Origin of the sequence: Actinoplanes sp. NPDC023714 (genome assembly GCF_040639855.1) — a bacterium.
Classification (GTDB): domain Bacteria; phylum Actinomycetota; class Actinomycetes; order Mycobacteriales; family Micromonosporaceae; genus Actinoplanes.
Genome location: NZ_JBFAAR010000012.1, coordinates 244835 through 270540 on the forward strand (window position 1 = coordinate 244835; position 25706 = coordinate 270540).

Below are 25706 nucleotides of genomic sequence, written 5' to 3' on the forward strand. Positions count from 1 at the left end.
CAAAGTTCAGGCGTTGCGGCGCAGCGCCACGACGGCGATGTCGTCGGCCTGCTCGCCGGGGCCGGCCAGGCTCGCCAGCAGCCGGGAGCAGAAGGCGTCGAGGTCGGGCTCGACCTCGCTCGCGGCGCGGACGAGCGCCTCCAGGCCCACGTCGATGTCGGCGTCCCGGCGCTCGATCAGCCCGTCGGTGTAGAGAACCAGCGTGCCGCCCGGCGGCAGGGTCAGCTCCACCTCGGCCCGGCGCGGCGCGTCGATGCCGAGCAGCGGACCGCGCGGCGCCAGGTAGGTCGCCTCGCCGCCCACGTGCACGAGCGGCGGCAGGTGCCCGGCGCTCGCCATCCTGATCCGGCCGGTGGCCGGGTCCATGGTGAGCAGGCAGAGGGTGGCCGAGTCGTGCGGCAGCACGGTCCGCATGAAGCGGTTGACCAGCTCCAGCACCGCGCCCGGCGAATGCCCCTCCACCGCGTACGCCCGGACCGCGTGCCGCAGCTCGGCCATCACCGTGGCGGCGTGCAGCGAGTGGCCGGCCACGTCCCCGATCGCCACCAGCAGCTCGCCGCCGAGCACGGTCAGCTCGTAGAAGTCGCCGCCCACCTCGGTCTGCGCGCCGGCCGGCTCGTACCGGACCGCGAGCTCCACGCCGGGCACCTTCGGCAGCTCGGACTGGAGGAGGCTGCGCTGGAGGGTGACCGCGATCCGGTGCTCCTCGTCGAACGACCGCTGCGCCTCCACGGCCGCCGCGACCGCCTGGGAGAGCTGGCGCAGCACCGGGAAACCGGGGTTCTGCGAGCTGCCCGGCGCCGCCACGTAGACCGGCGGCCGGTCGGCGCGCAACCGGGCCGCCGCGACCGCCACGGTCTCCCCCTCGGGCCAGCCGACGACGTCCCAGTCGGCGGTGTCGTCGGTGCGGACCAGCGATCCGACCGCCACGCCGTGCTCGGGGACGGCCCACGGCCGTACCCTCGCGGGGTGATCCTCCGCGGCCGGGACCACCGCGGCCAGGCTCTCCCCCTCGGAGGTCTCGGCGACCACCGCGACCGGGCCGCCGAAGATGTCGTGGGCGCCCTCGGCGGCCGCCTCGAGCAGGGCCGGCAGGGTGGGCGCCGAGTTGATCGCCAGGGTGGCCTCGGCGAGCCGGACCATGCGCTCGGCCAGCAGCTCGGCCCGGCGGCGGGCGCGGTAGTAGCGGAGCACGGCCTGCGCCGTCGCGATCAGCTCGTCCGGCTCGATCGGCTCGACGAGATAGGCGTCCGCGCCCCGGTTCAGGCCCTGGGTGCGGTCGTTCACGTCCACGGCGTGCGCGGAGACGTGGATGACCGGCAGGACCCCGTACCGTTGATCGGTCTTGATCCGCTCGCAGACCTCGAAACCGCTCATGTCCGGGAGCTTCACGTCCAGGACCACCAGGTCGGCCTCGGTCTCCAGCAGCTTCGTCAGCGCCGCGCCGCCGGTCTCCGCCTCCATGACCGTGAACCCGGCCCGGGTCAGCCAGCTGACCAGCAGGTAGCGCTTCGTGGCGCTGTCGTCGACGACCAGCACCGTGGCCGGGCCACGGTTCTGCAGACCCGACCGGGCGAGATCACTCATGGGTGGCCGGCAACCGGAGGGTGAAGGTGCTGCCCGATCCGGGCTCGGAGTCGACCCGCAGGCCGCCGCCGAGGATGCCGGCCAGCCGCCGGGCGTAGGGCAGGCCGAGGCCGGTGCCCTTGCCGCTCACCGGCTTGCTGCCGGGCACCTGGTAGAACTCCTCGAAGACGCGCTCGTGCAGCTCGGGCGGGATGCCGGTGCCGGTGTCCGCCACCGTGAACTCGACGTCGCCGTCCACCCTGCGCGCGCTGAGCCGCACCGAGCCTTCCTCGGTGAACTTGAGCGCGTTGGTCAGCAGGTTGCGCAGCACCTGGGCGAGCAGGACCTCGTCGGAGCGCAGCGACGGCACGGCCGGCTCCTCCACCACGAAGTCCACCTCCGGCCGGGTGGCGAGCGGGCGCAGCGTGCCGCGCAGCTGGCCGAACATCGCCTTGAGGTCGACGTCGGACCAGTTCGGCTCGATCCGCCCGGCCTCCGCCTTGGCGAGGTCGAGCAGGCCGTTCACCAGCGTGAGCAGGTCGCTCGCCGAGGTGCGGATCAGCTCGACCTGGCGGCCCTGCTCCTCGGTGAGGTCGTCCGAGCCGGAGTCGGTGAGCAGCCGGCCCAGCCCGATGATCGCGGTGACCGGCGCCCGCAGCTCGTGGCTCACGTTGGCCAGGAAGCGGCTCTTCGCCTCGCTCGCGGCCCGCAGCTGCACCGACTTCTCGTCCAGTTCGGCGTAGAGCGCCACGACACCGCGGTTCGTCTCCTCCAGCTCCTCGGAGAGCTGGTGGTAGAGCGCCATGACGCCGCGGTTCGTCTCCTCCAGCTCGGCGTTGAGCCGGGCCAGGTCGTCGCGCTGGGCACGCACCTCGTCCAGCGCCGCGATGAGCTGCTGATTCTGTACTGCCAACTCGTCGAGCGGGCTGCCGGGGACGTGCCCGGCCAGCCCTGTGCGGATCTCCTCCATGCGAGTCCGGGTCAGCTCCGGCGCGCCCATGGGGAGACGCCGGGACATCCGTACGACAGTGCCGGTACCGCCATCGTCGACCTCCATCGTGTCGACCAGCCGGCCGACCTGCTGCAACTGCGAAGCGAGCCGGGCTGCCTCGCCGGCCGCCGGATGCGTCATCGTCACCTGGAGCGTAGGTACCCCGTACGGCTGGGCGCTGAACCGCACCTCCGCGTCGGGGCCCGCGGCGAGCAGGACCCGGCCCACCTCGCTCAGCGCCGTGGCGAAGCGGGTCTGGTCCTGGGACTCCAGGCCGACGGCGCGGGCCACCTCGCGGCCCAGCTGCCGCACCACGAAGATGTCCTGCTCGACCCGCAGGCGCATGCTCATCAGCTGCTCGCCGGCGCTCGACGTCATGACGGACGTGCCACCAGGATGCCGGCGTCGTCACGGCGGGTGCCGGCGTCGCGGAGCACGGTCGCCGCGATCACCGCGGGCGAGCGGCTGAACAGACCCGGGTAGTTCGCCGGGTTCCAGCGGTCCTCCAGGCCGTCGGTGTGCATCAGCACCACCGAGCCGGGGGTGAGCGGGTAGTCGTACTCCCGGACCTGCCGGCGCTGGTGCCCCGCGATGCCGGGCATCGAGATCATGCCGCGCCGGCCGCCGTCCGGGGCCAGCACGGTGCCGGAGATGTTGCCCAGCCCCGCGTACCGGACCAGGCCGGCGGCGGTGTCCAGCTCGGCCACCGCGAGCGCGGCGCCGCGGGTGTGCCCGAGCGCCCGGTGCAGCGCCTCGACGGTCGCGGCCGGTGACGCGATCGGGCCCTTCAGGAACGTCCGCACCGCCTCGCGCGACGCCAGGGCGGCCAGACCGCCGTGCCCCAGGCCGTCGGTGACCAGCACCTGCCGGCGGTCGCCGTCCTCGCGGACCGCGTACGCGTCGCCGCTCACCGACTCGCCGGGCAACGGCCGGATCAGGCCGCTCACCCAGGCCGGCTCCGGCGGCGCGGCCGGCCACACCTGCACGGCCAGGACGGTTCCCCGGCCCGGCAGCGAGTGCAGATCCCAGTGGCTGGCCTGGCGCAGGATCGCGCCGAGCCCGATGCCGAGGGTGCCGGCCGTGGAGTGCCCGTCGCCGATGGCCCGGCCGACGTCCTCGATCCCGGGGCCGCTGTCGATCGCGATCACCTCGACGCCGGCCTGGGCCGGGGTGCGCACCGCGCGGATCAGGATGTGGCCCTGGTCGGCGTGCTTGACCAGGTTGCCGGCCGCCTCGGCGGCGACGATCGAGAGATCGGCGACACGGCGCTCGGGCATGCCGAGGTCGGCGGCGAGCCGCTCGGCCGCCCGGCGCACCGCGGCGGCGGTCACCGCCTCCTCGACGCGGAACCAGACCCCGTCGTCGAGAAGCCCTTCCGGCAGCGACGCCACCGTGCCTCCGCTCATCGGCACCACTTGGTAACGGTGATCGTCGTGCCATTGCCCGGCTCGGTCCGGATGTCGAACTCGTCGACCAGCCGACGTGCGCCACTGAGCCCGAGACCGAGCCCGCCGCCGGTCGTGTAGCCGTCGGTCAACGCGAGATCGAGGTCGGCGATACCCGGACCCTCGTCCGCGAAAACAATCTTGATCCCGGCCCGGCGGTCGTTCTGGACGCGGCTCACCACGACCTCGCCCCCACCACCGTAGACCAGGGTGTTGCGTGCCAGCTCGCTCGCGGCCGTGACCAGCTTGGTCTGGTCGACGAGGGAGAGCTTCACCGCCACCGCGACGGTGCGCACCAGCTGCCGGACCCGGACGACATCCTGGTCGGTGACGACCGCAAGCCGCTGGCTCTCGTCGCTCACGACGGGCTTACCGCTGCCGCGTCGGGCTCGTCCTCATCGAATTCGATCTCCGGTTCGCGGTCCGCCCGGGCCCGCGCGAGCATCTCGATGCCCAGCTCGACGTTGAGCGCCGTCCGGATCCCGGGCAGCGACAGACCCAGCTCGACCAGCGTGATCGCCACGGCCGGCCGCATGCCGACCACGACGGTCTCGGCGTCCAGCACCCGGGAGACCGAGGCGATGGTGGCGAGCGTGCGGCCGACGAACGAGTCGACGATGTCGAGCGCGCTGATGTCGATGATGACGCCGTGGCAGCCGGTCGCCACGATCCGGTCGGCCAGGTCCTCCTGCAGCTGGAGGGCGACCTGGTCCTCCATGTCGATCTGGATCGAGACGAGGAGGACGTCGCCGATCTTCAGGACCGGGACGCGTTCCACGTCAGCGCTCCGTTCGCTTGCCGGTGCGGCTCAGGACGTACCGCAGCGCGTCGGCCAGCGAGGCCTTCGTCGCGATGTCGCCGAACTCGATGCCGAGCGCCACGATGGTCTGCGCGATCTGCGGCCGGATGCCGGAGATGATGCAGTCCGCGCCCATCAGCCGGGCGGCCACCACGGTCTTGAGGATGTGCTGGGCGACCTGGGTGTCGACCGCCGGCACCCCGGTGATGTCGATGATCGCGTACGGCGAGCCGGTGTCGACCAGGGTCTGCAGCAGCCGCTCCATCACGACCTGGGCGCGGGCCGAGTCGAGCGTGCCGACCAGCGGTACCGCGACGACGCCCTCCCAGAGCTTCACCACCGGGGTGGAGAGCTCCAGCAGCTGCTCGGCCTGGTCGGCGATGAGCGACTCGCGGACCTGCACGTACGCGTCGAAGGTGAAGAGCGCGGCGCGGTCCACGAACGAGGAGAAGGCCACGTAGTCGCGCAGGATCCCGGCGTCGGTGCCGTCGCCGATCACCTCGAGTACCGCGTCCTTGAACGCGAACACGCTGATCGCGGTCTCGTTGGCGCCGAAGCCCTGCCGGGCCCGGCTCGTCGAGAGTTCGCTGAGCTGGGCGCGCAGCTCGGCCGACGCCTCGTCGGTCAGGTGCACCGACCCGGCGCGGAGAGCCTGCTCGAAGCCCTTGCGGAGATCCTCGACCTGCCGGCGCAGCTCCGTGCTGCTCAAGCGGCCACGCAGGCTCGCGGCGACCAGTTCGGTCCACCGGGCCGTGAGTGACTCCGCGTGTTCCTTCAGCAGGTCGGCGAAGCGGCTCGCCTCGTCCGAACTCAGCGGCATCGCTATCTCCCCACCACACGATCCGTGCGCAACGGCCGGACTTTACCATCAGTAGGTCCGTTACTTGCTGTAGACCAACTAACGGACCAGAACTGCCGGGTCCGGTTCTGCGCATCCCCGGGTACGTGGAGTACCGTTCAGCAATAACTGGAGGTCGGCGAATGTCCCTGACGGTACAAACGGAACAGCGCGGCGACATGGTGGTCGTGTCGGTCGCCGGTGAGCTGGACATGGCTACCGCCCCCCAGCTGCAGGATCAGATCAGCGACCTGCTGGAGAAGGGCCGCACCCGCCTGGTCTTCGACCTGGCCGAGGTGTCGTTCTGCGACTCCACCGGGCTCTCGGTCTTCGTACGGGCGAAGAACAGCACCGACGACGCCGGCGGCACGGTCCGCCTGGCGGCACCGCAGCGGGGCGTCCTGCGCATCCTCGAGGTGAGCGGCCTGGTCGAGGTCCTGCACACCTATCCCTCGGTCGACGAGGCGGTCACCGCCGAGGAGCCCGCGCTCGACTGACGAGCGTTTCGAATTCCGTGATCGCACCGGTCGGCGTAGTTTGTCGCCGACCGGTGACGGGCACCCGTTGCCGGACGGACGTTCGGTGCCCCCGGGAGTGCTCGTGAAACAGATGTTCCAAGGCTTCAAAGACTTCATCATGCGCGGCAACGTCGTCGACCTCGCGGTCGGCGTGGTGATCGGCACCGCCTTCACCGCCGTGGTGACCAGCTTCACCAAGTCCTTCCTCGAGCCGCTCATCAAGTGGATCTCGGGCGGAACCGGCCAGCTCGCCGGCTCGGTCTCCCCGGCCGAGGGCGTGGAGTTCACCTACGCCGCCTTCATCAACACCCTCATCACCTTCCTGCTGACCGCCGCGGTCCTCTACTTCCTCGTCGTGATGCCGCTGAACAAGCTGGCCGAGCGCCGCCGCCGCGGCGAGGAGCCGCCGCCGAAGGCGCCCAGCGAGGAGGTCAAGCTGCTCACCGAGATCCGGGACGCGCTGCTGCGCGGCCAGGGCCACCAGGTGGCGAACAACGCGCTCGACGAGGTGCTCGGCCGCCACTCGCAGCAGCCACCCCGCTGACACCCGTTCAAAAAGATCCGCCCACCCGGCACCGTTCGAACATTTGTTCGATACAGTGCCGGGATGGAGCAGCGTAAGCACTGGTGGAACGGCAAGTGGGGGCGGCTGGCCCGCAAGGACGTCTACTTACGGGTCAGCGGTGACCAGTGGTATGTCGAACAGCGCGCCGGCGGTTCCGACGGCGCTTCGCACTTCTTCGAGTTCGACAACGAGGACGCGGCGGTCGACATGATCCGCGCCCTGCTGAACGGTCCGGACGAGTGGCGCGAGCTGTCGGTCCGCCCGCCGGGCCGCTGAGCAGCCCTTCTCAGGCAGCCCTGTCGCGTTCGGAGCTCCGGGCCGTGAGCGGCCCGGACGGAGGCGGCAGCAGGCGCAGGCCGGGGCGCGCCGGGGTCTCCGGCTCGTCGTCCCGGTCGGCGAGCGTGTCGAAACGGGCCCGCCAGCCCACCCCCTCGCGGTGACCGGGCGGCCGGGCCGTCCCGCCGACACCCCGGGAGATCGCCACCACCAACAGGTATCCGAGGATCACGAAGCCGTGGCCGACCAGCCGGGCGACGTCGACCCGGCCGCCGGTGAGGTCGTTGACCGAGAGCAGCAGCAGCATCGCGACGAACGCCGTGAGCATCGGCAGCAGGCCGGTCGGGCGGGTGCGGCGCAGCGCGATGAAGAGGTATCCGGCGCCGATCGCCACGTTCCACGCGGCCGACTCGTGCCAGAGGTGACCGGGGGTCGCGTCCAGCCCGGCGTGCTCGTGCCCGGCGCTCACCCCGCCGCCCACCTGGGTCAGGCCGAGGATCAGCTGCACCGTGCCGACCAGCGCGAGAGCGACGTAGAGCAGCGCCGGAATGGGCAGCCGCCATCGCCGCCGCGCCGCCGCGCCCCACCCGGCGCCCGCAGCCCCGGCGCTCGAAGCCCCGCCCCGGGAGGAAGCCCCGGCGCCGGCAGCCGGCGCGGGAGAGGACGGCAGGGCCGCCAGGATGGCCTCGCTCAGGTCCGGCACGACCGGCACCGCGGCCGTCCGGGTCAGCCGGTTCACCGCCGCCGCCCGGTCCACCCACTCCCGGCAGCCGGCGCACCCGGCCAGGTGTTCGTCGACCAGCGGCCGCATGACCGGGTCGTCCTCGCCGTCCAACTGCGCGGAGAGCATCTCGCGCCACCGCTCACATGCCATGAATCAATAGTCGCGCGGCGCGGCCGCGGAGTTCCCGGCGGATCAGCTGAGTTCTGCCGGGCCGCGCACGCCCACCTGCTGGTCGCCGCTGTGGCCGAGCAGCCGGCGGCGCTCCCGGAACGCCCGCAGGTTGGCGGTGTTGCCGCAGGTGCTGACGTCGTGCCAGACGCCGCTGTTGTTGCGCGAGGTGTCGAAGAAGGCGGCCCGGCAGGCGGCGTTGTGGCAGAGCTTGAGCCGCGGCCAGAGGCCGGCCTGCTGGGCCTGGAGCGCCTCGGCCCAGAGCGCCGAGGCGAACCACCGGGTGCCCCGGCCGGTCGGCACCACCCGCACCCAGCCGTCGGCGTCGGGCACGAGGCTCACCTGGACGTCGGCCGGGGGCAGCGCGCCGTCCCGCTCCGGGTTGGCCCCGGCGAGCACGACCTGCTCGAAGGCGGCGCGCAGCCGGCGCAGCGAGCGCAGGTCACCGGCGGAGAGCAGCAGGGTCGGCGCCGGGAGGCCGGAGACCCGGGACCAGACGCCGAGCGCGTCGGTGACCCACCACTGGGCGTCCTCGGCCGTGCCCAGCAGATCGGCGCCGTATGCCATCGTGCCGCGCGTGTTCAGCAGCTCCTGGACGAACGCGAACCCGCCCGGCGCCTCCCGGACGCCGTGCCGCGCGCTCGCCTTCCATGACATAGCCAAAGACTACTCGGCTCTTTTGTGAGATCCTTCGGCCCGGTCCACCCCGACGAGTGAAAGATCAATGATCTTCGGTGGAACTGTGGACGGGCGTCACTACACTAGCGGCCACCATCAGTGACGGAGGAGGCGATCGGTGCGCGGAGTCCTGGCGGTCACGATCGCCGCGGTCACGGCCGCGGTGCTGGTGAGCGGCTGCGACTCGTCCGAGCCCTCCACCGGGGGGACGGCCGCTCCGGCCGTACCCTCGCCATCGACGCCCAGCGGGACCACCCCCTCGGCGGAACCGTCCGCGCCGAGCGCGACCCCCACGGCGAAGCCGTCCCCTTCGGTGAAACCGAAGAAGCTGAAGCCGGGGACCGAGGGCGCCGACGTGCTGGCGCTGCAGCAGAGGCTCACCGAGCTGGGCTACTGGAACGGCAAGGCCGACGGCAAGTTCGGCGGCACCACCCAGCAGGCGGTGTTCGCGCTGCAGAAGGCGGCGAAACTGGGGCGTGACGGCGTCGTCGGGCCCAAGACACGACAGGCGCTCGACTCCGGTGTCCGCCCGGAGGCCCGCTCCACCGACGGCGTCGTCGTGGAGATCGACCTGAAGCGCCAGCTGCTCCTGCTCGTCGCGGACGGCGAGATCGAGCAGATCTTCAACACGTCGACCGGCTCGAACGAGTTCTACGAGCAGGAGGGCGAGACCTATCTGGCGGACACGCCGCGGGGGAAGTTCAAGGTGAGCCGGCAGATCGACGGCTGGCGCGACGCACCGCTCGGACTGCTGTGGCGACCGAAGTACTTCAACGGCGGGATCGCGGTGCACGGCGCGCCGAGTGTCCCCGCCCATCCGGCATCGCACGGCTGTGCCCGTGTGTCGATCGCGGCGATGAACTGGTTATGGACGAACGACAAGATCCCGATCAAAACGCGCGTCTGGGTCTACTAGCACCAGCGCTGCGTAACCGAGCGGCCACCTACCATACATGGATTTGTTTCACGAAGCTCTGCCAACTACCCTGGCAACTCGCTGCGGCCAAGACCATCGACACAGTGAGTCGATCTCCGGCCGTGAGAGCGGTGCACGGGGGGAAGGCTGAGGTGTCCTCTAAGACTAACGGGCTCGCGAGCAGGCGTTTCATGCTGCTCGCCACGGCGACGGTGCTGGGTGCTGCATGATTGCGCTTCGTTTCTACCGGCTGTTGCCGAAGGACTACCGGCTCAAGCTGGTCGAGCTCCTTCCGCCGAACCGGCAGCTCTGGCTGGTCCGCCGGCTCACCCGGCAGCGCCCGTTGCCGAAACCCGCGCAGCCCGGCTCGATGGTCACCGTGCGCGACGCCGGCGAGTCCGTGCGCGCCCGCGTCGTGCCCGACATGACCCCGGCCAAGGCCTGGCAGCAGAACCTCGACGCGGTGGTCGCCGTCCTCGAGCGCGCCGGCATCGAGTACTTCTGCCTGCGCTCGATCAACAACCTGCACAGCGCCGTCTCGGTGCACCGCCGCGACCGTGACCGCACCCTCGCGGCGCTGCGCAGCGACGGCGTGCTGAACGGCGCCCAGATCCGGATCGGCAGCGTCACCGACGAGGGCTTCACGGCCGGGCGCGGCAAGACCGGCGTCCAGGTCTACTTCCCGGTCACCAGCCCGTACGGGACGACCGTGCTCGGCAGCGGCTCGGCCTGCGAGATCGAGTTCTGGCGGACCCAGAAGGGCGAGGGCGGCGCCCCCGACATGATCGTCGGACCGCGCCGCAACTCGGTGGCCGACGTGCTGCCGGCCGAGCCGGAATACCACCAGGTCCCGCCGGTCGCGCTGAACCCGATGCTCTCGCTCGCCGACGACGAGCCGCGCTACCGGACCCGGTCCGAGTTCGCGATGGTGCCGGCCGAGGACGTCCGCTTCCCGATCGACGTGGTCTACACCTGGGTCGACGGCAACGACCCCGACTGGGTCGACCGGAAGAACGCCTCGCTCGCCGCGTTCGGCCGCGAGCAGATCAACACGATCGCGACGAACGCCTCCCGCTTCATCAGCCGGGACGAGCTGAAGTACTCGCTGCGGTCGATCGCGGCGTACGCGCCCTGGGTCCGCAAGATCTTCCTCGTCACCGACGACCAGATCCCGCCGTGGCTGGACACCTCGGACCCGCGGCTCACCGTGGTCAGCCACCGCGAGCTGTTCGGCGACACCGGCGTGCTGCCCACCTTCAACTCGCACGCCATCGAGTCCCGGCTGCACCGCATCCCCGGCCTCGCCGAGCACTTCATCTACTTCAACGACGACATGTTCCTGGGCCGCCCGGTCGGGCCGGACTCGTTCTTCCACGCCAACGGCATCGCCAAGTTCTTCCAGTCGAAGGCCCAGCTGGACGCCGGTCCGGCCACCATCTTCGACGCCCCGGTGACGGCGGCCGGCAAGAACAACCGGCGGCACATCGCCGAGCGCTTCGACCGGAGCATCACGCAGAAGATGCAGCACGTCCCCTACACGCTGCAGAAGAGCGTGCTCGAGGAGATCGAGAAGTGGCTGCCGGACGAGGTGCGGCAGACCGCCGAGCACCCGTTCCGTCACCCGGGCGACCTGTCGATCCCGTCGTCGCTGCAGCACTACTGGTCGTACCTGACCAAGCGTGCCGTGCCGGGTTCGATCAAGTACACGTACGCCGACCTGGCGCACCCGTCCACGCCGGTGCAGCTGGCGTTCCTGCTGGCCCGCCGGCACTGCGACGTCTTCTGCCTGAACGACACCGACTCGGCGGCCGTGGCCCTGAGCGAGCAGGCCGAGATGATGGCGGACTTCCTGCCGCAGTACTTCCCGTTCCGGTCGCCGTTCGAGCTGCCGGACGACGTGGCGGCCGAGCGCGCCCAGTTCAGCGCGACGCAGCTGGCCCGCGCCGAGCAGGCCGGCACCCCGGTGCTGCCGCGTCAGATCAAGCGCGAACGCAGCACTTCGGACATCCACTGAGAGATCGGCCTCGATTCGGACAGCTACTGTTTACCCGAGGCCGATTCAATTGTTAGCCTTCCCGCCACTTTTGTCATGACCATGTCCGAACGGCGGGGGTTAAGGGAAATGGGCGACAGATGAGCGTGGATCCGCTGGCTGTGCGAGTGGAGAGGGTCCTTCGCAAGGGCCCGGCGGAGACCATCTCGGTCGCCCGCCGCAAGGTCGACACGGCGCTCAAGACACGGGCCCGCCGCACCTGGACGAAGATCGCCCTGGGCATGGTCCGGCTCGGGCCGACGAGCAACATCGCCCACGTCGAGTACTTCGCCGTGCTCGACGGCCACACCCTCAACGTGCAGATCGTCCTACCCACCCTGGACGACGCCGAACCCACCTCGGCCGAGGTGGTCTTCAGCAAGGACCGGGTCGAGCACAGCGTGCCGGCCACGCTGCGGAAGATGTACGACGGCAATTGGTACGCCGACACCACCACGGTCTTCGGCCCGGCCGCCGGCCGCATCCCGCTCGACCCCGGCCACTGGACGGTCGTCCTCCGCGTCGGGCTCAGCTCCGGCGAGACCCGCAACCTGACGGTCCGCCGGATGGCACCCGGCCGGGCCCGCGGCGCCACCCCGACGGTGCTGACGCCGCCGTGCCCCGACACCGGCATGCGCTTCCGCCCGGTCGTCACCTCGTTCGGCCTGGCCCAGATCCACGTCCGCGGCCCGCAGGTCCGGGCCGAGGTGGTCCGGCTCATGCTCGACCTCGGCAAGGCGGAGATCGTCGGCCGGTTCGTCGGGGTGCCGGATGCCTCGGGCGCGGTGGCCGAGTTCAGCCGGCGCGAGGCCGAGACGATCCACGAGACCCAGGTCCGGGTCGACGGCGACATCTTCCGGATCCACGTGCCGCTGGCCGAGATGGCGCCGGAGCCCGGCGACAAGAGCGTCTGGGACATCCGGATCCGGGTCGCCGGCCGGCGCCTGCGCGTCGGCCGTTACCTGCACGACCTCAAGAACGTCCGGGCCACCATCCGATCCTACGAGCGCCGCATGCTGATGCCCGGTGGTGTGGTCTTCCACCTGCGCCCGTACTACACCCCCGCCGGAAGCCTCGCGTTCACCTGCACCGGTGCCAAACCTGGAGACACCGCATGAAGATCACGTTCCTCCTCAACACCGCGGACGCGATGGGCGGTACCGAACGCGCCATCTTCACGCAGGCCGAATACCTGGTCCGGGAGCACCAGGTCGAGGTCATCAGCGTCTTCCGCACCAGCAAGGAGCGGTTCTTCACGGTCGACCCGCGCATCACCGTGCGCTACCTGGTCGACAACACCGGCGCCGTGCCGCGCCCGGTCCGGGACAGCGGCCTCACCGACGAGCAGTGCCGGGCGCTGGTCGCGGCGGACAGCCGGCTGATCCACAAGCGGTGGGAGAAGACCTTCAACCGCCTCGCCGACCTCGAGCTCGAGTACGCGATGCGCAACCTCGACACCGAGGTGCTGGTCTCCTCCTCGCCCGCGCTGATGGCGGCGACCAGCTCGATGAGCCCGCCCGAGGTCGTCACGGTGCACCAGGAGCACCGCCCGTCGCAGCTGCGCGGCGCCACCGGCGACCCGCTGTTCCAGTTCATCCCCCGGCTCGACGCGCTGGTGCTGCTCACCGAGCGCACCCGCGGCTGGTTCCAGGACACGCTGCGCGCCGCCGCGCCGCACCTGCAGATCATCGGCAACGCGCTGCCGCCGGGCTTCCGGCCGCGGTCGACCCGGACCACCCGGGTCGTCACCATCGCCGGCCGCGTGGTGGCCGAGAAGCAGATCGACCACGCCATCCGCGCGTTCGCGAAGGTCGCCGAGACCCACCCCGACTGGGTGCTGCGGGTCCTCGGCGACGGCCTCCAGCTCGGCACCCTCCGCCGGCTCGCGGAGAGCCTCGGCCTCAACGAGAACGTCCAGTTCCTCGGCTCGGTGCAGGCCATGGCGGAGGAGTGGTCGAAGAGCAGCATCGCGTTGCTGACCTCGAAGGACGGCGAGGCTCTGCCGCTGGTCCTGATCGAGGCGTTCACGGCCGGCGTGCCGGCGGTCAGCTACGACATCCAGACCGGCCCCGCGGAGATCATCACGCACGGGGAGAACGGCTACATCATCGGCTCCGGCGACATCGAGGGTCTCGCCGACGCGCTGCGCAAGCTGATCGAGGACGAGCCGCTGCGCCACCAGTTCGGCGAGGCCGCCCTGCGGGCCGCCGAGGCGTACGACCTCGACCGGATCATGGGCCAGTGGATCGAGCTCTACCAGCAGCTCATCAGCAAGCGGCACCAGCCGGCCCGGCTCGAGGCCAAGGCCGACCGGCTCGCCGCCTGGATCGCCGGCACCGGCGGCATGGGCCTCGCCCCGGCCGCGCCGCGCCCCGACCGGCCGCTCTTCCAGCGCACCGCGAAGGACCTCGAGGCGCTGATCGCCGAGCGGGACACCACGCTGGTCCGCTCGGCCGGCCAGCTCTGCATCGAGTCCGACGAGATGACCCCGTTCGACGCCGCCGACCGCAACCTGCGGCTCGTCGTCGACGTGCTGGAGAAGCACGGCATCGAGTACTGGATCGTGCGGGACCACGGCGTACGGGTCCGGGTCGCGATCCACGAGCGGAACCGCCCGGCGGTCCTCGCCGCGCTGCACACCGAGTGGGCCGAGCAGCCGATCTACACCGAGCTCGTCAGCAGGAGCGCCGTCGTCTCCGGGATCACGCTGGCCGGGCTGGCCGGCACCTCGGAGGAGGGCGCCAACGCCGGTGGCCTGCGCGTCTTCCAGCCGATCGTCACCTCGTCGCGGACCCTGCGGTTCGGCCCGGCGTACGGCTGTGACGTCGAGTTCTGGCGGGACGAGGAGGACGGCACCGGGATGCGCCCGCTGCGGCGCACGCTGATCGGCGCGACGGTGCCGGCCGCGGTCCTCGAGGCGAAGACCCGGGTCACCATCCGCGACCGGGAATACCCGACCCTCGACGCCTTCACCGAGACCCTGACGTCGGACATCCGGTTCCCGATCGACGTGGTCTACACCTGGGTGGACGGCGACGACCCGGCCTGGCGGGCGAAGAAGTCGACGACGCTGGAGCAGCTCGGCCTCCCGCCGATCGAGGCGGCCGGCGGCGACGCCCGGTTCAGCAGCCGGGACGAGCTGAAGTACTCGCTGCGCTCGATCGCGATGTTCGCGCCGTGGGTCCGCAAGATCTGGCTGGTGACCGACGACCAGACCCCGGCCTGGCTCGACACCGAGCACCCGGGCATCCAGGTGGTCAGCCACAAGGAGATCTTCAAGGACCCGGGCGCGCTGCCGACCTTCAACTCGCACGCGATCGAGAGCCAGCTGCACCACATCGACGGGCTGGCCGAGCACTTCCTCTACTTCAACGACGACTTCTTCCTCGGCCGCCCGCTGCAGCCGAGCATGTTCTTCGCGGCCAACGGCGTCGCGCAGTTCTTCCAGTCGCCGACCCCGGTGCCGCTCACCCCGATCGCGGACGACGACGACTTCAACTTCACCGCCGCGAAGAACAACCGGGTCCTGATCAAGGAGGCCTTCGGCCACACGATCACCCAGTCGTTCCTGCACGCGCCGTACTCGCTGCGGGTGAGCGTCCTCAACGAGCTCGAGGAGCGCTTCCCCGAGGCGGTGAGCCGGACCGCGAGCAGCCGGCTCCGATCGGCGACGGACATCTCGATCCCGTCGTCGCTGCACCACTACTACGCGTACTTCACCGGGCGCAGCTCGCGCGGTTCCATCCGGGTGGCCTACGTGGACATCGGCGACCCGGACCAGCACCCGCGGCTCACCCAGATCCTGACGATCCGGGGCAACGACGTGTTCTGCCTCAACGACACGCACCACAGCGTGCTGTCGCCGGCCGAGCGCGCCCAGGTCGTCCGGGTCTTCCTGGAGAACTACTTCCCGGTGCCGAGCGAGTTCGAGCGCGGCAGCGCCCGCAACCGCAAGCCGGCCGTCCAGTCCTGACCCGGTCGGGCCCTGACCTTGTGGTCCCGGTGTGCCGTCGCCGACGGCACACCGGTGGCCTAGGAGAGGAATGATGTCCGCGGTCACCGTGGCCGAGGAGGACGTCGCCCACGACGTCCCCGCGGCGAGCCGGCCCTCCTGGGTCCGGCGCCTGGATCCCCGCACCCTTCCGGCCTGTCTGCTCGCCGGGCTGCTCACCGGGATCGTCTGCCTTCTGCGGGTCGGTGAGCCGGTCCCGTGGCGTGACGAGCTCGCCACCCTGATCGCGGCGCAGCGCTCGTTCGGCGAGCAGTTGCACATGGAGCGCAACCTCGACGCGGTCTTCGCCGTCTACTACGCGTTCATGCACGTCTGGACCGAGCTGTTCGGCATCTCGCTGCTGTCGCTGCGGCTGCCGTCGGTGCTCGCCATGGCGGCCGCCGGCGCGCTGGTCGCCCAGATCGGCCAGGAGCTCTACGACCGCCGGTCCGGCCTGCTCGCCGGCCTGATCTTCGCGCTGGTCCCGGCCGTCACCCGGTACGGGCAGGAGATCCGGGTCTACGCCGCGGTGGTCGCCTTCACGCTGCTCGCCACCTGGCTGCTGCTGCGGGCGGTGCGCCGGCCACGGTGGACCCGCTGGGTCGCGTACGCCGCCTCGGTCGTGCTCGTCGGCGCCGCGCACATCTTCGCCCTGACCGTGCTGAGCGCGCACGCGGCGTACATCCTCTTCCTGGTGATCGCCGGCCGTAAGGTCCGCGGCAGCTCCCTCCCGGCCTGGACGCTCTCGGTCCTGGCCGGGGTCGTCGTGATCGCGCCGCTCGCCTACATCTCGGTGAACCAGAGCGGCCAGGTCGCCTGGATCCCGGAGCTCACCTGGGACACCGGCCACAACTGGTACGAGCAGCTCTTCCTGGCCGGCGGCTTCGGCGGTGCCGTGGTGCTGCTGGCCCTGCTCGCGGTGCAGCGCAAGTGGTCGGCCACGGCCCTCTGCCTCGGCCTGGCCGTGCTGCCGATCCTGGCCCTCGCGGTGATGTCGATCGTCGTCTCACCACTCTGGATCATGCGGTACGTGCTCTTCACGATCCCCGGCTGGGCGCTGCTGGCCGGCGCGGCGGTGGCCGGCCTCCGCCGGGTGCCGGGCACGGCCGCGGTGGTGGCCCTCGCGCTCTTCGCGCTGCCCATGCAGCTCACCGTGCGGACCAGCGCCGGGCACGACGACATCGACCACCAGGCGATCGCGGCGATCCTCGCGGAGAACGTCATCCCCGGCGACGCGATCATGTACGGCGCCCGCGGCCGGTTCCGCGAGGGCATCGCCTACTACCTCCCGGCCGAGCAGCGCCCGACCGACGTGCTCCGGACCGGCAGCGGCGTCGACACCGGCCGCCTCGAGGACCCGGAGTGCACCGAGGCGCAGGCCTGCGTCGACCCGCGCATCGTCCGGATCTGGGTGACCTGCTACGGCACCTGCACCGCGAAGCCGGCCGGGGCGCTGCGCGGACCGGCCCAGTCCCTGCTCCGGAAGCGGGGCTACACGGTGCAGCGGACCTGGCAGGTTCACCGCGCCACGGTGGCGCTCTACCAGAAGTGAGGAAGCCGGCGCGGGAATCCCCGCGCCGGCTCTCGCTCAGCTGATCTTGACCAGTTCCTGTGTCATGTCCGCATCGGGCTTGCGGGGCTCCGGTGGCTTCGGAGGCTCCTCCCGGTCCTTGTTCAGCTCCCGCACCCCCTTGGCGATCGCGGCCCGCATCCGCAGGCCCACCGGTTTCTCGATCCAGCGATGGACCAGATAGCTCAGGACCAGCATCGCCACCGTGGTGATGCCGATCAGCGCCCACCGGTTCAGGGTTCCGTCGAGCTCGTGCAGCATGGTGCCGCCGACGGTCTCGTGCAGCAGGTAGAGCGGGTACGTCATGGTGCCGAGGACGGTCAGCCACTTACCGCTGATCCAGGACAGCCAGCCGAGCGCGACCGCCACCATGACCAGGAAGATCAGCGCCAGGATGACAGCGGTGGGCCAGCGGGCGACCAGGTGCTGGGTCTCGTTCTTCTCGACCCGGAAGTGCTTCCGCAGGGTCACCGGCAGACCCAGGATGTACGACATCACCAGGATGCCCCAGAGCAGCAGGTTCGGCCCGAAGCGGTACATCAGGTAGCACGCGATGCCGGCGATGAACAGGAACGAGTAGTCCGGCACGATCATCAGCAGCAGCGGCGCCAGGGCCTCGGTGTCCGACGCGTTCGCCATGACCGACGCGACCGTCCACACGCAGCAGAAGACGACCACCCGCTTGTACGTGACCCCGCGCCAGACCACGAAGAGCGCGAAGAGCAGGTAGAAGCGCAACTCCGTCCAGAGTGTCCAGTAGACGGCCGAGACGCCGCCGTAGCCGAACGGCTCCTGGAGCATGGTGAAGTTGACCAGGTTGGTGATCCAGTCCCGGCCGGCGTTGTGGTCCGGCCAGAAGTGGTACACCGTGATGCCGGCGACCACCGAGAACCAGTACGCCGGGTAGAGCCGCGCCGCCCGGGAGGTGAAGAAGTCCCCGAGGCTGCGTCCCCAGCTGCTCATACAGATCACGAAACCGCTGATCAGGAAGAACAGGTTGACGCCGAGCCAGCCGTAGAACGTGATCCCGTGCGCGGTCGGGAACGCCTCCTTCGGCGGCTCCGGCCAGATGTGGTTGTTCCGCACGGCCGTGTAGTGATAGATCAGGACCAGCAGCGCCGCCGCGAGGCGCAGGCCGTCCAAGACCTCGAGGCGCGGTCGCTTCCGCTCCGCTGCCATCTCTGTCGTCGACACCTCTACTCCTCCACCGCGGTCCAGGACCGCACCTTCATCGTCGGTCCCGCTTCTTCCTGCCGGGTGACACGCAGCCGGCCGTCGGCGCAGATCGCCGCGAGCACCAGCCGTCCGGACGCGTCCACCGACAGCGCCGGCGGGGACGCCAGCACCGGGCCGGTGCGCTTCCAATGGCCCTCCTCGAGGGCGTCGACGTACCGCAGCGTGAAGCTGGTCGTCCCGTCGTCGTTGCGCTGGCTCACCGCGATCATGCCGCCGCGGTAGCCCACCCCGGCCACCGGGCCGAACCCGCCGTGGCCGCCGAGGTCGACCGGCTCCGGGCTCCACTCCCGGTTCTCGCCCTGCTGCCGGTAGGCCAGGACGTGGCCGTTCAGCGCCTGCCGGACCAGCAGGATCAGCCGGCCGTTGCCGAGCCGCAGCACGGTCGGCGGACCGGCCGGCGCCGGCACGTCCATGATCAGCCGCTTGAACGAGGGGCTGTTCTTCCCGCTCTGCAGCCAGCGCGCCAGCCCGTTCTTGCGAGCCGCGAAGAGCTCGATCCGGCCGCCCGCCGTGGTGACCGTGGTGAGGCCGTCCTGGGTCTGGCTGCCGCGCAGATCGCGCCACTCGGCCCACTCGTCGCCGGCGGACTGCATCCGGCTGTGGACGGCCCCGGTGAAGACCCGGACGAAGACCTGGAGGGTGCCGTCCCGGTTCACTCCGAGGACCGGCACGCCGGCGCCGCGCGGCCAGACCGGCAGCGGACCGTCCGAGGTGATCGTCCCGCCCGCCTCCGGGTTGCCGAGGTTCGTCCACGGGCCGAACGCGCCGCCCGGCTCGCGCTGCACGGCGGTGACCACCTCGCGCTTCTGCCCGGCGTCCGCGGCGGCCAGCACGGCCCGCATGCCGGCCACCTGCCACCGGCCGTCCGGAAGTTGCGCCGCGCTGATCCCGGGCAGCAGATCGGTCCCGTCGATCACGACCGGCTTCCGCCACTCGCCGCTGCCCGCCTCGGCCTCGCTCCAGTGCACCGCGCGGCCGCCGAGCACGCCGAAGGCCGCCATCCGGTCGTCCTTCGTACCGCGGGCCAGCCAGGCGGTGCTGAGCGCGTACCGGGACGTGGTGCTCTGCCCGGCGCCGAGCAGCGAGATCTGCCGGCCGGACTTGCGGTCGTGCCGGCCGTAGACGTTGAGGTATTCCAGCTTCTCCCGGGCCAGGGCCGAGCCCAGGTTCGCCGGCCAGCGGCGGTTGTAGTCGCCCCGGTAGCTCTCCACGACGACCCGGCGCGGGCCCTTCCGGCACCAGTCCTGGACGGCCGCCCAGGCGAAGAGTCCGGCCGGCGCGTGGTCGCCCCGGTCGGAGAAGAAGCCGAAGTCGTCGTGCTGGAGGTTCTTCTCGTCGTGCAGCTGCCGGTCGGGGTCCGGGTCCAGCGTGCGGACCAGGGTCGGCTGATACCGATCGAGAAGATCAGTCAGGGTACGGATCAGCGCGCCCCGGCCGAACGGGCGCGGATCGGTGACCGGGGAGCCGGGGATCCGCAGCACCGGCTGCTCGTCCTCGCTCTTGTCCCAGAGCGTCCGCAGCGTTGCGCCGCCCTGCCGCTCCCGCATGTTCAGCAGGACGACCTGGATGTGCGGCGCCGCCTCGAGGGTGCAGAGCTCGGCCGCGGTGCCGCCGGCCGTGGCCAGCCGCTCCCGCCGCCACGGGCTCGCCGCGTCGCCGGTCGCCCGCTGGGCGTAGGCGGCGCGCAGGCCCTCGTAGCGGGCCTCGGCGTACTCCTCGAACCGGATCGGCGCGTTCGCCTCGGCGGGCGTGTACCCGTCGACGTTGCGCCCGTCGCCCTCGCCCGCGGTGAGGACCACGGTGATCAGCTTCGCGCCGGAGTCGATCGCGCGCAGCGAGTCCGGGGCGAGGTAGAGCAGGTCGTCGTCCGGCTGGGCGATGATCTGCAGCTGCGTCGACGGCGCCGGGACCTCCGGGTCGTCCGCGCCGCCGGGCGCGGTCTTCCCGCCCCGGCGGCCGAGGCCGACACCGAGACCCGTGACCAGCACACCGCCCGCCGCCGACCCGGCGATCAGGCTCCGGCGCGAGATCCGCTTGAGTCGCATCCCCGTCATCTCAACTCGTAGACGGCCATCCGGCCGTCGTCGTAGCGCAGCGTCGCCAGGTCGGCCAGCTTCGCACCCTCCGGCTTGACCTTGCGGTCCACCACGAGGAACCGCACGTCATAGCGGTCCCGCAGGCGGTTCAGGGCCTTCGCGGACGGCTTGTAGATGGCGTCGTCGTTGTAGGCGAGCTTCTTCTCATCCCAGAACTTCCACCGGGCGGTCGGCACACCGGCCAGGCGCGGCGCGAACGTCCAGCCCTCGACCAGGACGGAACGCTCGGCGTACGCGCTGAGCCAGAACGACCGCGCGTCCCGGCAGTCTTTCAGCGGCCGGTCGTGCGAGCAATGGACGTTCGTCGCGAGGATGTCGTCCGGGTCGCTGTGGTCCCGCACCCAGCGGGCCGCGTCCACCCGCGACTCCGGCATCGGCACCGTCGTGTTGCCGCCGCCGTTCGGGCTCATCTGGCTGCGCCGCGCCTCCATGATCAGACCGGGGGTGCCGGTCAGCAGCACCGCGGTCAGCAGGAGGACGGCGCCCCGGCCGGTCAGGCCCGGCCAGCGGCGGGCCGCCGGGCGCCAGGCCAGGCCGACCGCCAGCGCGATCGCGGCCAGCACCCCGGACCACCAGAGGATCGGCAACACCGCGGAGTACGACTCGCCGCGCGGCTGCTTCGGCGCGAAGAGCAGCACCGCGATCACCATGGCCTCGGCGAACACCAGCGCGAACGCGCCGAGCGCAGCGGCCGCCCGGCCGGACATCCTCGCCCGGTCCCAGACCATGACGAAGCCCCACGCCGAGAGGATCAGCCCGAACGGCAGCGAGGCCCGGTAGAACCAGGTCGAGTTGAACGTCCCGAGGATCATGTAGAGCGCCGGACCGGCGATCGCGCCGCCGAGCAGGAACCACTGCGCCGGCTCGAGCCGGCCGCGCCGCAGCCAGGCCAGCGGGATGATGCCGGCGAGCCGGATCTGCAGCGACAGGATCCAGGCGATGCTCACCCCAGCGATGACCGCCGTCTGCGCGACGAGCGACCGCTCGCCCTCCGGGTCGGCCCAGAAGGGCGCGATGCCGCCGAGCGGGTTGATGCCGAGACCGTACGACTGGAAGCGGAAGATCACCGCGGTGCAGAAGAGCTGGGCGAGCGACACGACCACGCCCATCCCGACCAGCACCCACGGGATCCGCCGGGTGGTCACCAGCACCATGAACCCGGCGAGGGCCAGACCGCTCAGCGTCACCGGCAGCGAGCTCGCCTTCGCGGCGCTCGACGCGAACGCCAGGATGGTCGCGAGCGCGAACGCGCCCGGCAGCGGCAGCCTCGGCACCGGCGAGTCGTCGTCACTGCGCCGCAGCGCGTCGCCGATCACCGCGACCAGGGCTAGCAGCAGCGCCCAGCTGTAGGTCATCGACAGGCTGGGCCAGATGATCCAGGCGACCTGGACCCCGATCGTGTTACTGAAGACCTCGGTGAACTGGAACTCGCCGACCACCAGGAAGAGGGCCGCGGCGATCGCGCCGGCCCAGGCCCGTCCGGTGATCCGCCAGCCGGCCACCGCCGTCACGAGCGCGATCAGCGCGCCGATGCCGGGCACCAGCAGCCGCATCGTCACGACCGGCAGGTCGATGTGCCCGATCATGCCGATCATCGCGGCGTGCACGAACGCGAACCAGTGGTAGGGCAGCGCCTCGCCGGCCACCTGCGGCAGGTGCATCGGGAAGTGGTTCTTCGCCTCGCCGGCCAGCGACAGCTGGTAGGGAAGGTCGATGAACTGCAGGGTGTCCTCGCCGGTCGGCAGGATCGGGTTCTGCGCGAAGAACGTCGCCCACACGTAGCCGGTGAAGAACACGACCACGCCGGTGACCGCCCAGGACCAGCCCAGCGGGACGATCCGGTAGCCGCGCACGACCCAGTGCCGGCGCAGGCCGGGCACCACCGCGAACACCGCCGCCACGAGCAGGGGCCAGGTCCAGATCAAGAACCTGAGATCGAGGTACGAGTAGAGGGCCCAGGCGACGAGCTCCAGCCCCAGGCCGACGGCCGCGCCGAGGGCGAGGTCCTCGATGAGCGTGTGCGGCGTCCGGCGCAGGGCCCGGTAGACCAGGGTGCCGGGCATGACCACGGCGAAGGCCACGTAGGCCGCGTACTTCAGCACGTCGAGGACGGAGGTGCCGGTGATCAGCAGGATCGCCGCGAAGACGGCGACGCCGACCCCCGCGGGGAGCCAGCGCCAGACAGCGGCCGGAGCCCGGGGCTCGTCCGCCTCGGGCTCGGTCACCTTCTCCAGAACAACCGTCTCGGCGTCTATGGCGCCAAGCGTCACCGACCGGCCCCCGCGGTGAAGCCGTCGTAGTGGACGACGGGCTCGTCCGCCGTGTCGGACGCGATGTAGTAGGTGGGGCGGTCCTGCACGGCGGTGTAGATGCGGCCCACGTACTCGCCGAGCAGGCCGAGGCAGAGCAGCTGGACCGCGCCGATGAAGAGGGACGCCACGAACTGCGACGACCAGCCGGGAACCGTCTCGCCGAGCAGGTAGGCGCCGAACGCCATCACGAGCAGCATGGTGCAGATGGCGACGCCGATCACGCCGAGCCAGGTCGCCAGGCGCAGCGGCGCCGCGGAGAAGCTGGTGATGCTCTCGACGGCCAGTTTCACCATCTTGCCGAGCGGGTACTTGGTGCTGCCGGCGGCCCGCTCCTCGCGCATGTAGGTGACCTGGCCGCTCGGGAAGCCGATCCACGGCACGATGAGGCGCAGCACCGGAGCACGCTCGGGGAGCTCCTGGAGCGCCTCGACGGTGGTGCGGCTCAGCAGACGGAAGTCACCGGCCTGGGAGGGCACGTTCTTGCCGACGAGCCGGCGGATGAGGCCGTAGTAGGCGCCGGCCGTCCACCGCTTGAACGGGGTGTCGGTGCTCCGGTCGTTGCGGACGCCGTAGACGATGTCGAGGTTCTCCCGGCGGGCGAGTTCCAGCATCTCCGGGATCTTCTCCGGCGGGTCCTGGAGGTCGGCGTCGATGCTCGCGACGTACGCGCCCTTGGAGCTGAACAGACCGGCGGAGAGTGCCGCCTGGTGGCCGCTGTTGCGACGCAGGCGCACGATGCGGAGCTCGGGCCAGGTGCGGCGCAGGCCGATCAGGATGGCGGCGGTGTTGTCCCTGCTGCCGTCGTCGACGGCGACGACCTCGTAGGGCTCACGAAGCCCGTCGAGCACCGGCCGGAGCCGATCGACGAGAAGAGGCAGAACCGCCTCCTCGTTGTACATGGGTATGACAACCGACAGCGTTAACGGCGCCGTGTTCACGACACACTCCCCGTATTCATGAGTGACCATCCATCCACGTCCGCGGCCTGGTGCGCGGACGTCGGATCACAGACGACCCGACGTGGAAGCCGGGGCGAGAATCTACCAGAGCGTCACTCACATTTAAGTTACGGATCGAAATATCCCGGGCTGGTCACGGGACGCGCGAGGGGCAAGAACCCGTAAAGCGCAACAAACCGGCACCTCGGGTGCCGGCTTGACGTTGCTGGTGGGCCGCCAGGGACTCGAACCCTGAACCTATGGATTAAAAGTCCACAGCTCTGCCATTGAGCTAGCGGCCCGCGATGGTCAGCTTATCGGTTGGCCATCGGCACTGACATCTTGCACCCACCCTGTGGGGCGCGCACGCTGTTAAATCACCGGCCACCCTTCGGTCAGGTTGATCCGGAACGCTTCGATGTCATGCATCGGTCTGCCGGCATAGCCGCTCTAGTAGCACTGACCACGTTCTCCGCGGTGCCCGCCCAGGCGGCGCAGCGCCCGCCCCGGGAGATCACCGCGACGGTGGAGACGCCGTCGCTCTACGACGACGAGGCCGGGGGCGACGCGGACGCCGACGACCCCGCCATCTGGATCAACCACGCCGACAAGGGCCGCAGCCTGGTGATCGGCACCGCCAAGAACGGCGGTCTCCGGGTCTACGACCTCAAGGGCCGCGAGGTGCAGGCCATCGCCACCCCCGAGGGCGGCCGCTTCAACAACGTGGACGTCCTGACCGGCTTCAAGCTGGGCAAGAAGAAGATCGACCTAGCGGTGGTCACCGACCGGGGCCTGGACAAGCTGCGCATCTACAAGATCGAGCCCAAGGGCCTGACCGACATCACCGCGGCGAACGTCCCCCTGCTCTTCTCCAAGGACGAGACCGAGGCCGAGGAGCAGGCGACCGGCTACGGTCTGGCCACCTACGACAAGTACGCCGTGGTCAGCCGGCGCCACACCACCCGCCTGGGCATCTTCCGCCTCGAGGAGAAGAACGGCAGAGTCACCTACAAAACCACCGACACCCTGGATCTGCCGAAAACCTTCCGCCTCCCGAACGGCACCAGCTGGACCCCGTGCGGCGAACCGGGCGAGGACCCCCAGGTGGAGGGAATGGTCGTAGACGCCGAAGCAGGCGTCCTCTACGCCGCCCAGGAAGACGTAGCCCTGTGGCGAATCAACCTTGAAGCCGGCCACTTCAGCAGCATCCCCCGAATCGTGGAACGAGTAGCCGAATACGGCGTCCCCGCCACCTACGACCCCGAGACCGAGGAGTGCACCCTCGACACCCAGAACGACCCGGGGTACGGAGGCCGCATCACAGCCGACGTGGAGGGAGCCACCATCTACCCCACCGGCAAGCGCGACGGCTACCTGGTCGTCTCAAGCCAGGGCGACAGCCGCTTCTTCGTCTACGACCGCCGAACCAACAAGCCCATCAAAACCTTCACGGTCACAGACGGCCGCTCCACAGACGGCGTCCAGCACTCAGACGGAGCCGCAGCCACCGCAACGCCCCTCCCCGGCTACCCGAGGGGCCTCCTGGTCCTCCACGACGGCGAGAACAAGCCCGACAACAACCGAGTAAGCACCAACTTCAAATACGTAGACTGGCGATCCCTGAACCTCCACTAACCCAACATCCCCGAACCCCAAAAAGCGGCGCCCCCCGGCTATCCGGGAGGCGCCGCTAACCATCGAGCCCAAGCAAGACGCCGCCGGACTCAACCACAAAGAAGGACCACCACCCACCCGGTGGGCCGGCCACAGACCCGGAGTCGCGAATCAAAGCGCAGGGTCGCAAGGTTTTGGGGCGGGGATGGTCCACGCAGGGATCAAGCCTGACCGCCCGGAGTGGGCCATCCCCGCCCCAAAACCGCCCCGCCGGCGAACGATTCACAACCCCGGAGACGCGAAAAGGCCCGCCCCAAACGGGGCGGGCCTTAACACAAGTTGAGTCCGGCGGCGTCCTACTCTCCCACACCCTCCCGAGTGCAGTACCATCGGCGCTGGAGGGCTTAGCTACCGGGTTCGGAATGTAACCGGG

At 70.7% G+C, this 25706-nt stretch carries 21 protein-coding genes, 1 tRNA gene and 1 rRNA gene; 9 read left to right on the top strand and 14 right to left on the bottom strand.

Annotated features, from left to right (window positions below):
• Positions 1-6: 6 nt before the first annotated feature.
• Genes AB0G10_RS37920 through AB0G10_RS37945 form a run of 6 tightly spaced genes read right to left on the bottom strand, consistent with a single transcriptional unit; the run spans position 7 to position 5621 of the window.
• Positions 7-1587, bottom strand: a complete 1581-nt coding sequence (locus AB0G10_RS37920) for a fused response regulator/phosphatase (RefSeq protein ID WP_360933391.1) — start codon at positions 1585-1587, stop codon at positions 7-9.
• Entirely contained in the window at positions 1580-2935 is a 1356-nt protein-coding gene (locus AB0G10_RS37925) for a sensor histidine kinase (RefSeq protein ID WP_360933394.1), read from the bottom strand. Before AB0G10_RS37925 ends, AB0G10_RS37920 begins: the two co-directional genes overlap by 8 nt.
• Entirely contained in the window at positions 2932-3963 is a 1032-nt protein-coding gene (locus AB0G10_RS37930; RefSeq protein WP_360933397.1) for a SpoIIE family protein phosphatase, read from the bottom strand. Before AB0G10_RS37930 ends, AB0G10_RS37925 begins: the two co-directional genes overlap by 4 nt.
• Positions 3960-4364 carry an ATP-binding protein gene (locus AB0G10_RS37935; RefSeq protein ID WP_360933400.1) on the bottom strand — a complete coding sequence of 135 codons (405 nt, stop codon included), beginning with the start codon at positions 4362-4364 and terminating at the stop codon, positions 3960-3962. Before AB0G10_RS37935 ends, AB0G10_RS37930 begins: the two co-directional genes overlap by 4 nt.
• On the bottom strand, positions 4361-4780 hold the full coding sequence (locus AB0G10_RS37940) for an STAS domain-containing protein (protein WP_360933403.1): 420 nt from the start codon (positions 4778-4780) through the stop codon (positions 4361-4363). The genes AB0G10_RS37935 and AB0G10_RS37940 overlap by 4 nt, the downstream gene beginning before the upstream one ends.
• Before the next feature lies 1 nt (position 4781).
• The gene (locus tag AB0G10_RS37945; protein ID WP_360933406.1) at positions 4782-5621 is read right to left on the bottom strand and encodes an STAS domain-containing protein; all 840 of its coding nucleotides are present in this window, start codon (positions 5619-5621) and stop codon (positions 4782-4784) included.
• A 161-nt stretch (positions 5622-5782) separates the two neighbouring features.
• On the opposite strand from AB0G10_RS37945, the gene AB0G10_RS37950 reads away from it, so the two are divergent.
• From AB0G10_RS37950 to AB0G10_RS37960, 3 genes are all read left to right on the top strand, one after another.
• Positions 5783-6136, top strand: a complete 354-nt coding sequence (locus AB0G10_RS37950) for an STAS domain-containing protein (protein ID WP_127544771.1) — start codon at positions 5783-5785, stop codon at positions 6134-6136.
• Positions 6137-6248: 112 nt separating this feature from the next.
• Entirely contained in the window at positions 6249-6701 is a 453-nt protein-coding gene (gene mscL / locus AB0G10_RS37955; RefSeq protein ID WP_360933486.1) for a large conductance mechanosensitive channel protein MscL, read from the top strand.
• Between the two features lie 63 nt (positions 6702-6764).
• On the top strand, positions 6765-6998 hold the full coding sequence (locus AB0G10_RS37960; RefSeq protein ID WP_360933409.1) for a hypothetical protein: 234 nt from the start codon (positions 6765-6767) through the stop codon (positions 6996-6998).
• A gap of 10 nt (positions 6999-7008) precedes the next feature.
• Here the strand turns inward: AB0G10_RS37960 and AB0G10_RS37965 are convergent, their stop codons facing one another.
• Together AB0G10_RS37965 and AB0G10_RS37970 are read right to left on the bottom strand one after the other, a co-directional pair.
• The gene (locus AB0G10_RS37965) at positions 7009-7872 is read right to left on the bottom strand and encodes a zf-HC2 domain-containing protein (RefSeq protein ID WP_360933412.1); all 864 of its coding nucleotides are present in this window, start codon (positions 7870-7872) and stop codon (positions 7009-7011) included.
• Between the two features lie 42 nt (positions 7873-7914).
• Positions 7915-8547, bottom strand: a complete 633-nt coding sequence (locus AB0G10_RS37970) for a CGNR zinc finger domain-containing protein (RefSeq protein ID WP_360933415.1) — start codon at positions 8545-8547, stop codon at positions 7915-7917.
• Positions 8548-8686: 139 nt separating this feature from the next.
• Between AB0G10_RS37970 and AB0G10_RS37975 the strand changes: the two genes are divergently transcribed.
• The 5 genes from AB0G10_RS37975 to AB0G10_RS37995 all read left to right on the top strand — a co-directional run bounded on the left by AB0G10_RS37975 (position 8687) and on the right by AB0G10_RS37995 (position 17059).
• Entirely contained in the window at positions 8687-9484 is a 798-nt protein-coding gene (locus AB0G10_RS37975) for a peptidoglycan-binding protein (protein WP_360933418.1), read from the top strand.
• A 226-nt stretch (positions 9485-9710) separates the two neighbouring features.
• On the top strand, positions 9711-11498 hold the full coding sequence (locus tag AB0G10_RS37980; protein WP_360933421.1) for a stealth family protein: 1788 nt from the start codon (positions 9711-9713) through the stop codon (positions 11496-11498).
• Between the two features lie 146 nt (positions 11499-11644).
• On the top strand, positions 11645-12634 hold the full coding sequence (locus AB0G10_RS37985; protein ID WP_360933424.1) for a hypothetical protein: 990 nt from the start codon (positions 11645-11647) through the stop codon (positions 12632-12634).
• Positions 12631-15489 (top strand): stealth conserved region 3 domain-containing protein, encoded by a 2859-nt coding sequence (locus AB0G10_RS37990; RefSeq protein ID WP_360933427.1) that lies wholly within the window; start codon positions 12631-12633, stop codon positions 15487-15489. The genes AB0G10_RS37985 and AB0G10_RS37990 overlap by 4 nt, the downstream gene beginning before the upstream one ends.
• Before the next feature lie 73 nt (positions 15490-15562).
• Positions 15563-17059: a glycosyltransferase family 39 protein gene (locus tag AB0G10_RS37995; RefSeq protein WP_360933430.1), complete on the top strand. Its 1497-nt coding sequence runs from the start codon at positions 15563-15565 to the stop codon at positions 17057-17059.
• 36 nt (positions 17060-17095) lie between these two features.
• On the opposite strand, the gene AB0G10_RS38000 is transcribed toward AB0G10_RS37995, so the two are convergent.
• From AB0G10_RS38000 to AB0G10_RS38020, 5 genes are all read right to left on the bottom strand, one after another.
• On the bottom strand, positions 17096-18271 hold the full coding sequence (locus tag AB0G10_RS38000) for an acyltransferase (protein ID WP_360933433.1): 1176 nt from the start codon (positions 18269-18271) through the stop codon (positions 17096-17098).
• 2 nt (positions 18272-18273) lie between these two features.
• Positions 18274-20358, bottom strand: a complete 2085-nt coding sequence (locus tag AB0G10_RS38005) for a hypothetical protein (protein WP_360933436.1) — start codon at positions 20356-20358, stop codon at positions 18274-18276.
• A 5-nt stretch (positions 20359-20363) separates the two neighbouring features.
• Positions 20364-22679 carry a hypothetical protein gene (locus tag AB0G10_RS38010; protein ID WP_360933439.1) on the bottom strand — a complete coding sequence of 772 codons (2316 nt, stop codon included), beginning with the start codon at positions 22677-22679 and terminating at the stop codon, positions 20364-20366.
• Positions 22676-23689, bottom strand: coding sequence for a glycosyltransferase family 2 protein (locus tag AB0G10_RS38015; protein ID WP_360933442.1), 1014 nt, complete (start codon positions 23687-23689; stop codon positions 22676-22678). The genes AB0G10_RS38010 and AB0G10_RS38015 overlap by 4 nt, the downstream gene beginning before the upstream one ends.
• A gap of 197 nt (positions 23690-23886) precedes the next feature.
• A tRNA-Lys gene (locus AB0G10_RS38020) sits at positions 23887-23961 on the bottom strand.
• A 121-nt stretch (positions 23962-24082) separates the two neighbouring features.
• Between AB0G10_RS38020 and AB0G10_RS38025 the strand changes: the two genes are divergently transcribed.
• Positions 24083-25294: a phytase gene (locus tag AB0G10_RS38025; RefSeq protein ID WP_360933489.1), complete on the top strand. Its 1212-nt coding sequence runs from the start codon at positions 24083-24085 to the stop codon at positions 25292-25294.
• 322 nt (positions 25295-25616) lie between these two features.
• Here the strand turns inward: AB0G10_RS38025 and rrf are convergent.
• Positions 25617-25706 (bottom strand): 5S ribosomal RNA (gene rrf / locus AB0G10_RS38030); the annotation flags it as partial.

Excerpts from the sequence above, each read along its gene's own strand:
- AB0G10_RS37960 (WP_360933409.1), top strand. The coding sequence starts at position 6,765 with ATGGAGCAGCGTAAGCACTGGTGGAACGGCAAGTGGGGGCGGCTGGCC.
- AB0G10_RS38025 (WP_360933489.1), top strand. The coding sequence starts at position 24,083 with ATGCATCGGTCTGCCGGCATAGCCGCTCTAGTAGCACTGACCACGTTC.
- mscL (WP_360933486.1), top strand. The coding sequence starts at position 6,249 with ATGTTCCAAGGCTTCAAAGACTTCATCATGCGCGGCAACGTCGTCGAC.
- AB0G10_RS37920 (WP_360933391.1), bottom strand. The coding sequence starts at position 1,587 with ATGAGTGATCTCGCCCGGTCGGGTCTGCAGAACCGTGGCCCGGCCACG.
- AB0G10_RS37965 (WP_360933412.1), bottom strand. The coding sequence starts at position 7,872 with ATGGCATGTGAGCGGTGGCGCGAGATGCTCTCCGCGCAGTTGGACGGC.
- AB0G10_RS38005 (WP_360933436.1), bottom strand. The coding sequence starts at position 20,358 with ATGCGACTCAAGCGGATCTCGCGCCGGAGCCTGATCGCCGGGTCGGCG.
- AB0G10_RS37945 (WP_360933406.1), bottom strand. The coding sequence starts at position 5,621 with ATGCCGCTGAGTTCGGACGAGGCGAGCCGCTTCGCCGACCTGCTGAAG.
- AB0G10_RS37990 (WP_360933427.1), top strand. The coding sequence starts at position 12,631 with ATGAAGATCACGTTCCTCCTCAACACCGCGGACGCGATGGGCGGTACC.
- AB0G10_RS37930 (WP_360933397.1), bottom strand. The coding sequence starts at position 3,963 with ATGAGCGGAGGCACGGTGGCGTCGCTGCCGGAAGGGCTTCTCGACGAC.
- AB0G10_RS37925 (WP_360933394.1), bottom strand. The coding sequence starts at position 2,935 with ATGACGTCGAGCGCCGGCGAGCAGCTGATGAGCATGCGCCTGCGGGTC.
- AB0G10_RS37950 (WP_127544771.1), top strand. The coding sequence starts at position 5,783 with ATGTCCCTGACGGTACAAACGGAACAGCGCGGCGACATGGTGGTCGTG.
- AB0G10_RS38015 (WP_360933442.1), bottom strand. The coding sequence starts at position 23,689 with ATGGTCACTCATGAATACGGGGAGTGTGTCGTGAACACGGCGCCGTTA.
- AB0G10_RS37970 (WP_360933415.1), bottom strand. The coding sequence starts at position 8,547 with ATGTCATGGAAGGCGAGCGCGCGGCACGGCGTCCGGGAGGCGCCGGGC.
- AB0G10_RS37995 (WP_360933430.1), top strand. The coding sequence starts at position 15,563 with ATGTCCGCGGTCACCGTGGCCGAGGAGGACGTCGCCCACGACGTCCCC.
- AB0G10_RS37980 (WP_360933421.1), top strand. The coding sequence starts at position 9,711 with ATGATTGCGCTTCGTTTCTACCGGCTGTTGCCGAAGGACTACCGGCTC.